At 73.1% G+C, this 12,317-nt stretch carries 5 protein-coding genes; 4 read left to right on the top strand and 1 reads right to left on the bottom strand.

Going from position 1 to position 12,317, the window contains the following annotated elements; translation table 11 throughout:
• The first annotated feature begins 5 nt into the window (after window positions 1-5).
• The 4 genes from FB157_RS26120 (at window position 6) to fxsT (ending at window position 8,113) form a co-directional block, all read left to right on the top strand.
• The gene (locus FB157_RS26120) at window positions 6-3,407 is read left to right on the top strand and encodes an SAV_2336 N-terminal domain-related protein (protein WP_145883088.1); all 3,402 of its coding nucleotides are present in this window, start codon (window positions 6-8) and stop codon (window positions 3,405-3,407) included.
• A 90-nt stretch (window positions 3,408-3,497) separates the two neighbouring features.
• The gene (locus FB157_RS26115) at window positions 3,498-3,743 is read left to right on the top strand and encodes a hypothetical protein (RefSeq protein WP_261386536.1); all 246 of its coding nucleotides are present in this window, start codon (window positions 3,498-3,500) and stop codon (window positions 3,741-3,743) included.
• Window positions 3,740-5,032, top strand: a complete 1,293-nt coding sequence (locus FB157_RS26110) for an aKG-HExxH-type peptide beta-hydroxylase (RefSeq protein ID WP_145883087.1) — start codon at window positions 3,740-3,742, stop codon at window positions 5,030-5,032. The genes FB157_RS26115 and FB157_RS26110 overlap by 4 nt, the downstream gene beginning before the upstream one ends.
• Window positions 5,033-5,110: 78 nt before the next feature.
• On the top strand, window positions 5,111-8,113 hold the full coding sequence (fxsT, locus tag FB157_RS26105; RefSeq protein WP_145883086.1) for an FxSxx-COOH system tetratricopeptide repeat protein: 3,003 nt from the start codon (window positions 5,111-5,113) through the stop codon (window positions 8,111-8,113).
• Window positions 8,114-8,195: 82 nt separating this feature from the next.
• On the opposite strand, the gene FB157_RS26100 is transcribed toward fxsT, so the two are convergent.
• Window positions 8,196-12,017, bottom strand: coding sequence for a multifunctional oxoglutarate decarboxylase/oxoglutarate dehydrogenase thiamine pyrophosphate-binding subunit/dihydrolipoyllysine-residue succinyltransferase subunit (locus tag FB157_RS26100; protein ID WP_145883085.1), 3,822 nt, complete (start codon window positions 12,015-12,017; stop codon window positions 8,196-8,198).
• Window positions 12,018-12,317 lie beyond the last annotated feature (300 nt).

The following is a 12,317-nucleotide window of genomic DNA, read 5'->3' as shown; positions in this document are numbered from 1 at the left end:
GCCCGATGCCCGGGATGCGCCTGGACGAGCTGATCGGCAAGCTGCGCCAGGGCGGGCTCGACCTCACCGCGGAGGACGTGGCGGACGCGGTCTGGCTCGCCCGGCGGCTCGGCGCGGCCCCGCCCCGCGACGCCCCCGGACCGCCAGGCACCACCCCGGCCCGCCGATCCGACCCCGACTCGGAGCCGTCGCCCGCCGACTCGGCCGGGACACCGGTCACCGGCCCGGCCCCGGCCCGGACGGACGCCCCCGCCGCCCCGGTCCCGCTGCTCACCCCCGGCCACACGCCGCGCCCGCGGCCCGACTCCGCCGCGCCCGCCGCGTTCCCCGTCCGCGCTCCCGCGGCCGGCGCCCTGCCCGGACTGCTCGGCCTGGAGAAGGCGCTGCGCGCGCTCGGCCGCTACCGGGTCGCCTCCGTACGCTCCGAGGACGACCCGCTCGACGAGGAGGCGACCGCCGACCACGCCGCCGCGAGCGGCATCCTGCTCCCGGTCACCCGGCCCGGCCGCCGCCGGCGCTGTGACGTCCAGCTCCTCATGGACACCGGGCCCGCCATGGCCGTCTGGGGGCAGCTGGTCGAGGAACTGCGCCAGGCCTGCCAGCAGTCCGGCGCTTTCTCCTCCGTCCGCGTCCACCACCTGTACGCCGACGCCTCCGGTGCGCCCCTCGTCGGTACGACCGCGGGCCCCGGCCGGCACACCCGGCTGCGCCCCGCCGACGAACTGCACGACCCGACCGGCCGCCGGCTCACCTTCGTCATCAGCGACTGCGTGGGCCCGCTGTGGCAGAACGGCAGCGCACAGCGCCTGCTGCACCAGTGGCCGCGCACCGCCCCGCTGGCCGTGGTCCAGCCGCTGCCGCCCCGTCTGTGGGGCCGGACCGCGCTGCCCGCCGAGCCCGGCGTGCTGCTGCGCCCCGCCGAAGTCGGCGGCCGCCTCGGCTTCCTGCCCGACGACGAGCCCTGGGAGGAACCGGCGCCGGGCGCCCGGCCCGTACCGGTGCTGCAGCCCACCCCGGAGGCCTTCGAGGCCTTCGCCCGGCTGCTCGGCGGCGCCGGCCCCACCAGCGAGCGTGCCTGGGCGGCCTTCACCGATCCGGGTACGACCCCGGCGGCCACCCCCGCCACGGCGGCACCGCGCAGCGACGACGACCTGCTGCGCGCCTTCCGCGCCGGAGCCTCGCCCGGCGCCCTGCGCCTGGCCGTCTACCTCGCCGCGGCCCCCCTCACGCTGCCCGTGATGCAACTGGTCCAGCGGGCGATGCTGCCCGACACGGGCCCCATGGAACTGGCCGAGGTCCTGCTCGGCGGCCTGCTCCGGCAGCTCCCCGGCACCGAGGACCAGCCCTGCTTCGCCTACTCGGGCCGGGTGCAGGACCTGCTCCTGTCCTCCCTGGACCAGGACACGGCCGGGCTCGTGCTCAAGCACTGCTCGGCCTATGTGGAACGGCACTTCGGCCGGGGCACCCGCAACTTCGCCGCCCTCGCGGCCGCCCGGCTCGCCGACCACGGCCCGGCCGCCGGAGCCGCGCCGCTGCCCGAGGACACCGGCCCGGCGGAGGGCGGCGGCAGCGTCGAGGCCGAGCTGTTCGCCCGTATCCCGGCCCGGGTCCTGCGCTTCTACCTGCCGGACCTGGTCACCCCCGACCCGCTGACCGAGGCCGAGCGCCTGCTCGACCAGTGGCACCACCTGGCCGACCCCGAGGTGCTGCACCGCGCCCGCGAACAGGCCCTCGCGGCAGCCGCTCCCGGCACCGGGACCGTCCCCGGCACCGGCCGGCGGTCGCACCTGGTCCTCGGCCGCATCCTGCGCGCCGAGGCGGGCACGGCGGCGGCGCGTACGGCGGGCCGGCGCGCCGAGCTGCTGCGTGAGGCCGCGGCCGAACTCGCCGCGGCCTACACGGCGGCCCCCGCCGACAGCCGGGAGCGGGCCGAGACCGCCCTGGAACTCGCCTCCTGCCGACGCGAGTTGTGGCAGCTGACGGCCGAGACCGACCACCTCACGGCCGCCCTGGACGTGCTCGACCCCGAGGCGGCTCCCTGGCCGGGGCTGACGGAGCAGGCGCGGTCCTGGTTCCGGGCGCGACAACGGGAGGAGGGGGACACCGAACCGGACGGCTCCGGCGGAGCCGACGCGCGTCAATCCGAACCGGAAGGCTCCGGCGGAACCGACGCGCCCGGATCCGAGCCGGACGGCTCCCGCGCCGGCCCGGGCGATCCCGCGGCGTCCGGACCCGCCCCGGCGGGCTCCGTGGACCGTCCGGGCCACGGCCCGGCGCAGGAAGCGTCCGGTGTACCGCAGGCCGCCGGGGCCGGCCCCGTGCCGTGGCCCGTCGCCGCCCACCGGGCCCGGTTGTTGCTGCGTGGCCGGATTCTGCTCGATCTGCGGCATCCCGGTGCGGCCGTCGGGGAGCTGCGGGAAGCCTGCGGGATCCTGGACGCCGAGGGAGCCTCCGACGCCGTACGCGGGCCCGCGCTGCTCGATCTGGCGCGGGCGCTGCGGGAGTCGGGGGCCGAGGACGGTCAGACGCGGCGGGCGCTGCTGCGGGCCCGGCGGGCCGCCGGGGACGACCCCGAGCTGCTGCTGCCCTGCCTGGCCGCGCTGGCCGCCTTCCACGACGCGGCGGGGGAGGCCCGGGAGACCGACGAGACGTACGAACGGGCCGCGCTGCTCGCCCCCGCCGACGGCGCCCTGCGCTGCCAGCTCCTCACCGCCTGGGGCGAGTCGCTGCTGCGGCGGGCCTCGGCACGGGACGGCGCGGGCATCGTGGACCGGGCCGAGTACGTGCTGCGCGAGGCGCTGAAGTCACTGCCCGCCCGGTCCGCCCAGCGCGGGCGGCTGCAGGGCCTGGTCGGCAGCGCACTGGCCCAGCGCTTCCGCCATCTCGGCTTCCTGCCCGACCTGTTCGAGAGCCGCCACCTGCTCGGCCAGGCCGTGCGCGCGGCGGCGGACGCGGCCGTACGGGCCGAGGCGTGGCTGCAGTTGGGGCGGGTTCGGCTGGAGGGGTGGTACCGGGCCGGAGTGCCTGTGCTCGTCGACGCTCTGCAGGCGTACGAGAACGCGGAGCGGGAGGCGCAGGCGGCACACGGGGCCGCCCCGGGATCCGTGACGGCCGCGCGGGCCCGTCACGGCAGCGGGGCGGTGCTGGTACTGATGGGGCGGCCCGGCGCCGCCCAGGAGGCCTATCGCGCCGCACGGGAGCAGTGGCAGCGGCTGATCGGCGTGTTGCGGGACGTGGACTGGGGGGATGTGGAACTCACCCGGCGGACGGGCGAGGACTTCACGACGGTGCAGCAGCGGGCGGACGCCGGGCGTGGGATGCCCGAGGCGGAGTGGCAGGTGGTGGCGCCGCCCTGGTGGCCGTGGACCGGTGACTGGATCAACATGGTTGATGTTGACCAGAGTTGATCCTCGGCGGGTTTCCCGCGGCGGCTCGTCGGGAAGAACTGGGCAGCCGTTGCGACCGTGCGGGGCGGGCGTGGGCGGGAGGAGGCGAGCGTGGCGGAGCCGAGGACACGGGGGGTCGGCCCCGGCGAGCGTGCCGCAGGGACACTGCTCCTGCCCGACCTCACCGACGTCGACCTGCGGGCCTTGCGGGCCATGGACGACCCGGCACTGATGGCGGCCGTCGGCGAGGTCTTCGCCGACTCGCGGCACGGCACGGAGATCTGGTACTCCGATGAGGGAGGTAGGTTTTCGGCCGGACTCGCCGAAGCGATGCCGGGCGAGGACATCCGGGAGTGACCGCGGCCCCGGCGCTCTCGCCCGAGGTGTTCGCGGAACTCGCCGGCACCCGGCCGCAGCCGACCGCCGACGCGGCACTGCGTGCCGCACTCCACGCGCGTCGCATGCTGCTCGTCAAGTCCCTGCTCGTCCGCGTCGACCGGCGGACGGACCTGCCCGCACCGGTGCGCCGACGCTTCGAGCAGAACTGGACGCTGCTGGAGCGGGCCGAGCGGACCGACGCCGCGGCGGTGCGTGCCGTCGTCGACTATCCGACGACCGGTGCCTGGCTGGCCGTCACCCTCGCCGCCCCCGAAGGGCCGGCCTTCGAACGGCACTTGGCCCACCTCGGCGGAGTGGCCGCAGCCGCCGCCGTCCTGGCCGGCTGCGCCGTCAGGGGAACTCTCGCCGTGCCCACCGGAACCCTCGCCCTGCCGGGCATCGGCGTGCTGCGCTGCCCGTCCGGCCGGGCGCGACTGGACGGGGGAGCCGGCCTGACGCGGATCACGGACGCCCACGGCGGCGACGGCGTTGAGCTGTCGCGGCCGGACGCTCCCGGGGCCCTGTGCGCGCAGCGGAGCCTCGGCGCAGGCGGCGGCTGGTCCGGCTTACGGGCGCTGCCCGGCAGCGCCGTCGTCCTGGACGACCTGGACCCCTACCGGGCACCCCTGCGTGGTGTCGGACCCTCCGCCCTGCCACCGGCCGAACGTCCCCACTCCGCCTACCGGCGCTGGGGCGACGCGTGGCACGAGGTGCAGGCGCTGCTGACGGCGACCGATCCTCCGCGTGCCACCGAGGTCGGAGCCGTCCTGCGGGTCGTGGTCCCGCTCGGCCCGGCGCACCCGCACGCCGAAATGCCGGTGAGCGCCACCCTCAGAGCGGCCCCCGGGGCCGTGCTCACCCAGCTGCCCACGGCCCCGGGGGAGCTGATGGAAGCGCTGGTGCACGAGGTGCACCACACCAAGCTGGCCGTGCTCGACGGCCTCGTGCCGCTGTGCCGGCCAGGCGCCGGCGGTCAGCACCGCGTGGGGTGGCGCACCGACCCGCGCCCGGTTCCCGCGGTGCTGCAGGGCGCCTATGCCCACCTCGCCCTGGCCGATCTCTCCTGGCGCGCGGCGCACGGTCCCGCTGTGCCGGCCGGGTGGCGACGGCGGGCGGAGCACCGCTTCCAGATCTGCCGGCGGCAGGTCGCGGAAGCCTTGTCGATCCTCCGGGAATCAGATGAACTGACCGATGCGGGGCGGGAGTTCGTCCGGCTCATGGCCACACGGCACGCCGGGCTAGGCATGGCGGCGCGAAGTCCGGCGTGACACTCCATGACGGAGCGATTGCGTTACGTTGTGCACGGTCGGCCCGAAGGCGCGGCGGACAGGGGAACAGGAGCGGCGATGGCGGAGCAACGGCGGTCGGGCGAAGAGGGCGCGACGGCACCCGAGCACTTTCTGGTGGTCTTTCCGGGCTACCACCGCTCCTGGGCCGCATGGATCGCGCAGTGCCTGGAACGCCACGGTCACCGGGCCACACTGCAGCGCTGGGACCCGCCGCGCGAGACGGCGCTGGAGGACTCGCTCGGCGACCTGCTGCTGTCCAGCGGCCGGGTGCTCCTCGTCCTGAACGACTGGTTCTTCGAACTCGGGCCGCGGCCCGCCGGTGAGTGGAACGACGTGCTGCGCGGTTTCGTCGCCGCTCACGCGGACCGGTTCGCCGCCGTCAACCTGACCAACCGTCCGCTGCTCCCTGCGACCGCCGTCCTGGAACCCGCCAGCCTGTGGGGCCTGGGCGAGGAGGCCGCCGAGGACCGGCTGCTGAGCAGGCTCGGACTGGAGCGACGCCGCTCGCCCAGGGCGTCCGCCACCCGGCTCCGCTACCCGGACACGCGCTGCGAGATCTGGGGCGAGGTGCCCCGCCGCAACCCCCGGTTCACCGGCCGCGACGACATGCTCACCGAACTCCACCAGCGACTCGCCGACGCGGAGCGCGGGGCCGCCGCATGCACCCTGCTCGGCATGTCGGGCATCGGGAAGACCCAGCTCGCCGCGGAGTACGCGCACCGTTTCAGCACCGACTACGACCTGGTCTGGTGGGTCAACTCCGACGACCGCAGCATCCAGCGCGACCGCCTCGGTGAACTCGGCGTCGAACTCGGCCTGCGCATCGGCAGCGAGCCCGGTGAGCGCATCCGCGCCGTGCGCGACGCCCTGCGCCGCGGCGAGCCGTACACCAACTGGCTGCTGATCTTCGACGGCTGGGACGACACGGACGGAGCCAACCTGCTGCTCCCGCAGGGCCAGGGGCACGTGCTGATCACCTCGCGCAACCGGGGCTGGAACGAGCACACCGACGTGCTGGAGATCCCGGCCTTCCTGCGCCCCGAGTCCACCGCCTACCTGCTGCGCCGCGCGCCCCACATCTCCGCCGCCGAGGCCGACGAGGTCGCCGCCGAGTTCGGGGACGTACCGCTGCCGCTGGTCCAGGCCGCCTCCTGGCTCGGCGAGTCCGGCATGGAGGTGCCCGAGTACCTGCGGATGGTGCGCGAGCGCCGGCTCTCCACGGTCGACGAGCCCGTCACCGGCGACGGCTTCCCGCAGTCCTCGATGACCTCCTGGTCGATACTGCTCAACCGGCTCCGCCGCGCCCAGCCCCAGGCGATCGACGTCCTCGGGCTGTGTACGTCGTTCGCCCCCGGGCGCATTCCGCTGGGCCTGATCCGCGCCTACCCGCGTGCCGACCTGCCCGAGGAACTGCGTTGGATGGCGGCGGACCTGCCCGCCTGGACGCGCGCCCTGGACACGCTGGTCAACTACTCCGTGCTCACCAGGGAGACCCGCGGCCCGGCGGGCGTGGAGATGGGCCCGCACCAGGAGTCGGTCCACATGCACCGGCTCGTGCACGACATCGTGTCCAAGCTGACCAGCGAGGAGAGCCGCGCCGTCCATCGCAAGGCCGTCCGCAACCTCCTCGCCGAGGCGGACCCGGGCAACCCGCTGGACAGCCGGAACTGGCCGCGGTACGCCGAGCTCCTCCCGCACCTGGAACCGTCCGGAGCCCTGAGCAGCGGCAGCGACCGCGTCCAGGAGACGGTCCTGAACTGTCTGCGGTACTGCTTCCGCAGCGGGGAGTACAAGGGCGGCCTGGACCTGGCCCAGCGGATCCGCGGCCAGTGGTCCCGGACCATGGGGCCGCTGGCCCAGCCGGTGCTCGACCTGACCACCCAGGAGAGCAACATCCTGCGGGCGAGCGGCAGGTTCCGGGAGGCCTACGAACTCGACCGCGGCGTCCTGGAGAAGCTGCGGGACGCTCAGGAACCGCACCTCGTGGGCGAGTTGAACACCAAGGGTGCCATGGCCAGCAGCCTGCGCCACCTGGGTCGCTACGCGGAGGCCTACGAGCTGCAGCAGGAGGTCCTGGAGGGCAACTCCCAGCTGCTGGGCGGCGACGAGGTGCCGACCCTGCTGGCCAGGCACAACCTCGGCGTGAACCTGCGGCTCCTCGGCCGGTACACGGAGGCCTACGAAACCGACCTGGAGACGCTCACCCGGCGCGAGAGCGTGCTGCGCGCCCGGCACATCAGCACGCTCAACTCGGCCAGCGCGGTGTCCGAGGACCTCCGCCTGCTGGGCCGCTACCATGACGCGCTCGCCCGGCAGGAGCCGGTGGTCCGGCTGCACGTCCAGGTGCTGGGCCCGCAGCACCCGCAGACGCTGGAGGCACGCGCCCGGCTGGCCATGTGCTACCGCCGGGAGGGCAGTCACACCCACGACGTGGGCCCGCTGCTGGCCAGCCTCCTGGAGCAGCTGGCCCAGGTCCACGGTCGCGACCACTACCGCACCCTGTCGTTCGTCACCAACTACGGCAACTACCTGCGGGAGCACGGAGACCTGAGTCAGGCCCGCGACCTGATCAGCGAGGCCGAGGCCGGGTACCGCAGCCTCCTCGGGCCGGCGCATCCCGTCGCGAGCGGCATGGTCTGCAACACCGGCCTCGTCATGCAGTCAGCGGGCGAACGCGCCGAGGCAATGGCGATGTTCGAAGCCGCCCTCGCCGGCCTCACCGCCACCCTCGGCGCCGACCACCCCTGGGTCCTCGGCTGCGCCCTCAACGCGGCCAGTGCCCGCAACCTGAACGGCCGGATCGCCGACGCCGTCGAGCTGAGCCGGGACACCCTGCGCCGGGCCCGGCACACCCTGGGGCACGAGCACCCGCTCACTCTCTCCGGCCAGGTGGCACTCGCCGCCGACCTGCGGGCCGCCCGTGAACACGAGGAGGCCGGGAAACTGGAGGACGACGGCCTGCTCGGCCTCACCCGTACCCTGGGCGCCCAACACCCCCACACCATCTCGGCCCGCCAACGCTCACGCCCGTACTGGGACTTCGAGCCGTACCTCGGCTGACGGTCGCAGGCGGAAAAGGGCCCGGCCCCGAGTCACTGTGAACTCGGGGCCGGGCCCTGTTTTCGGCTGAACCGCCGGAGGCCTACGCCTCGAAGACCTCACGCACCAGCTGCTCCTGCTCGGCCTGGTGGCGCTTGGCGGAGCCCACCGCCGGGGACGAGCCGTGCGGACGCGAGATGCGCCGCAGCCGCTCGCCGGCCGGGATGTCCGCGCCGACCGCCAGGTCGAGGTGGTCGATCAGGTTGAGCGCGATGAACGGCCAGGCACCCTGGTTCGCCGGCTCCTCCTGGGCCCACAGGTACTTCTCGGCGTTCGGGTACTTGTTGACCTCCGCCTGGAGCTCGGCACCCGGCAGCGGGTACAGGCGCTCGATGCGGATGATCGCCGTGTCCGTGACACCGCGCTTCTGCCGCTCGGCCTCCAGGTCGTAGTAGACCTTGCCGGCGCAGAAGACGACCTTCCGGACCGCGGCCGGGTCGGTGATCGACTCGTCGCCGATGACCGGGCGGAACTGGCCGCTCGTGAACTCCTCCGCCTTCGAGGCCGCCGCCTTCAGACGCAGCATCGACTTCGGGGTGAAGACGACCAGTGGCTTGTGGTGCGGGTTGTGCACCTGCCACCGCAGGAGGTGGAAGTAGTTCGACGGCAGCGTGGGCATCGCGACCGTCATGTTGTTCTGCGCGCACAGCTGCAGGAAGCGCTCCGGGCGGGCGGACGAGTGGTCCGGGCCCTGGCCCTCGTAGCCGTGCGGGAGGAGCAGGGTGACGCCGGAGGTCTGGTTCCACTTCTGCTCGGCCGACGAGATGAACTCGTCCACGACCGTCTGCGCGCCGTTGACGAAGTCGCCGAACTGCGCCTCCCACATCACCAGCGCGTCGGGGCGGGCGAGCGAGTAGCCGTACTCGAAGCCCATCGCCGCGTACTCGGAGAGCAGGGAGTTGTAGACGTTCAGGCGGGCCTGGTCCTCGGAGAGGTACTGCAGCGGCGTGTACTCCTCGCCGGTGCTGCGGTCGATCAGGACCGCGTGGCGCTGGCCGAAGGTGCCGCGCTGGGAGTCCTGGCCCGCGAGGCGGACCGGGGTGCCCTCGAGCAGCAGCGAGCCGACGGCCAGGGTCTCGCCCATGCCCCAGTCGATCGTGCCGTCCTCGACCATGGCCGCCCGGCGCTGCAGCTGCGGCAGCAGACGCGGGTGGACGGTGATGTGGTCGGGGATGTTGACCTGGGACTCGGCGATCCGCTTGACGACCTCGGCGGAGATGGCGGTCGGGACCGCGACCGGGAAGCCGTCCTGCGGCTCCTGGACGACTCCGGCGGACGGCTGCGACGTGGCCTCGCGGACCTCCGTGAAGACCTTCTCCAGCTGGCCCTGGTAGTCCTGCAGCGCCTGCTCGGCCTCTTCCAGGGTGATGTCGCCGCGACCGATCAGGGACTCGGTGTAGAGCTTGCGCACCGAGCGCTTCTTGTCGATCAGGTCGTACATCAGCGGCTGGGTGAAGGCCGGGTTGTCCGACTCGTTGTGACCGCGGCGGCGGTAGCAGATGAGGTCGATCACCACGTCCTTGTTGAAGGCCTGGCGGAACTCGAAGGCCAGACGGGCGACGCGGACGACCGCCTCGGGGTCGTCGCCGTTCACGTGGAAGATCGGGGCCTCGATCATGCGGGCCACGTCCGTCGCGTACATGGAGGAACGCGAGGACTCGGGGGCCGCGGTGAAGCCGACCTGGTTGTTGATGACGATGTGGACCGTGCCGCCGGTGCGGTAGCCGCGCAGCTGCGACATGTTCAGGGTCTCGGCCACCACGCCCTGGCCCGCGAAGGCCGCGTCGCCGTGGATCGCCACCGGCAGGACGGTGAAGTCAGTGCCGCCCTTGTTGATGATGTCCTGCTTGGCGCGGGCGACGCCCTCCAGGACCGGGTCGACGGCCTCGAGGTGCGACGGGTTCGCGACCAGCGACACCTTGATCTGCTCGCCGTCCAGGCCGGTGAAGGTGCCCTCGGCGCCCAGGTGGTACTTCACGTCGCCGGAGCCGTGCATCGACTTCGGGTCGAGGTTGCCCTCGAACTCGCGGAAGATCTGCGCGTAGGACTTGCCGACGATGTTGGCGAGGATGTTCAGACGGCCGCGGTGGGCCATGCCGATGATGACCTCGTCCAGGCGGGACTCGGCGGCGGAGTCGATGACCGCGTCCAGCAGCGGGATGACGGACTCGCCGCCCTCCAGCGAGAAGCGCTTCTGGCCGACGTACTTCGTCTGCAGGAAGGTCTCGAAGGCCTCGGCCGCGTTCAGACGGCGCAGGATGCGCAGCTGCTCCTCGCGCTCCGGCTTGGAGTGCGGGCGCTCGACGCGGTCCTGGATCCACTTGCGCTGCTTCGGGTCCTGGATGTGCATGAACTCGATGCCGGTGGTGCGGCAGTACGAGTCGCGCAGCACGCCGAGGATGTCGCGCAGCTTCATCATCGACTTGCCGGCGAAGCCGCCGACCGCGAACTCGCGCTCCAGGTCCCACAGGGTGAGGCCGTGCTCGACGATGTCCAGGTCGGGGTGCTTGCGCTGGCGGTACTCCAGCGGGTCGGTGTCGGCCATGACGTGGCCGCGGACCCGGTAGGAGTGGATCAGCTCGAAGACGCGGGCGGCCTTGGTGACGTCGTCGTCGTGCGAGGCGTCGATGTCCTTGAGCCAGCGGACCGGCTCGTAGGGGATGCGCAGCGCCTCGAAGATGTCGTCGTAGAAGCCGTTCTCGCCGAGCAGCAGGTTCGCGACCTGGCGCAGGAACTCGCCGGAGGCGGCGCCCTGGATCACCCGGTGGTCGTAGGTCGACGTGAGCGTCATGACCTTCGAGATGCCGAGCTTGTTCAGGGTGTCCTGGCTGGTGCCCTGGAACTCCGCCGGGTAGTCCATGGAGCCGACGCCCATGATCACGGACTGGCCGGGCATCAGACGCGGCACGGAGTGGACGGTGCCGAGGCCGCCGGGGTTGGTCAGGGAGACCGTGACACCGGTGAAGTCGTCCATCGTCAGCTTGTTGTCGCGGGCGCGACGGACGATGTCCTCGTAGGCCTGCCAGAACTCGAAGAAGTTCAGGGTCTCGGCCTTCTTGATGGCGGCCACGACGAGCTGGCGGTCGCCGTTGGGCTTCACCAGGTCGATGGCCAGGCCGAGGTTGACGTGCGCCGGCTTGACGAGGGTCGGCTTGCCGTCCTTCTCGCCGAACGACCAGTTCATCGACGGCATGGCCTTGATGGCCTGGACCATCGCGAAGCCGATCAGGTGCGTGAAGGAGATCTTCCCGCCCCGGGCGCGCTTCAGGTGGTTGTTGATGACGATCCGGTTGTCGAACAGCAGCTTCACCGGGACCGCGCGGACCGAGGTGGCCGTCGGCAGCTCCAGCGAGGCGTTCATGTTCTTCGCGACCGCGGCGGCCGGGCCGCGCAGCGTGATCAGCTCGGGGCCCTCCGGGGCCGGCGCGGCCTTGGCCTGCGGCTGAGCGGGCGCCTGTGCGGGCGTCGCCGGCTTGGCCGGGGCAGGGGCCGCGGCAGGTGCCGCAGGAGCGGGGGCCGGAGCCGCGGGAGCGGGGGCCGGAGCCGCGGCGACGGGCTTCGGGGCCACAGGGGCGGGCGCGGGGGCGGCCGGGGCCGCGGGCGCGCTCGGGGCCGGAGAAGCCGTGGTGGTGGTCCCTGCGGCCCCCGCGGCCGCAGTACCCGCCGGAGCCGCGGCGGCAGGAGCGCCCGGCTTGTAGTCGGCGAAGAAGTCCCACCAGGCACGGTCAACCGAGTTCGGGTCCTGGAGGTACTGCTGATAGATCTCGTCGACGAGCCACTCGTTGGGACCGAACGCGGCAGCGGGGTTCTTCCCGGCTTGGTCGTCGGTCGAGATGCTCGAGTTACTGGGGGACTGTGGCGACACGGCGGCAACCGCCCTCTTCCGCTTCACAAGGTTATGGACAGCGGAAATAAAGGCTACGCCCCCAAGAGGGCGAAGGTCAGGTCGGGCCGGTTCATCGTCGCGTAAGTCACATCAGAAATCTTGTTTCAGGGCTTGATATGGCGGGAAACAAGCGTGGTTCCGGATGTGAGCCGGGGTGCGCGGGATCGCCGAGCGGGGCCCGGCGCGACCGACTGCGGTGCGTGTCGCGGGCCTGTGCCTGATCACACGTGTCCCACTGCGGGGACGCACGTGGATCTTGTGGCTCCGGTTCGGACTTTA

Source organism: Streptomyces sp. BK340 (assembly GCF_007827595.1).
Classification (GTDB): Bacteria; Actinomycetota; Actinomycetes; order Streptomycetales; family Streptomycetaceae; genus Streptomyces.
This window is presented reverse-complemented; position numbering and strand designations above follow the sequence as displayed.

Excerpts from the sequence above, each read along its gene's own strand:
- FB157_RS26120 (WP_145883088.1), top strand. The coding sequence starts at position 6 with ATGCCCGGGATGCGCCTGGACGAGCTGATCGGCAAGCTGCGCCAGGGC.
- fxsT (WP_145883086.1), top strand. The coding sequence starts at position 5,111 with ATGGCGGAGCAACGGCGGTCGGGCGAAGAGGGCGCGACGGCACCCGAG.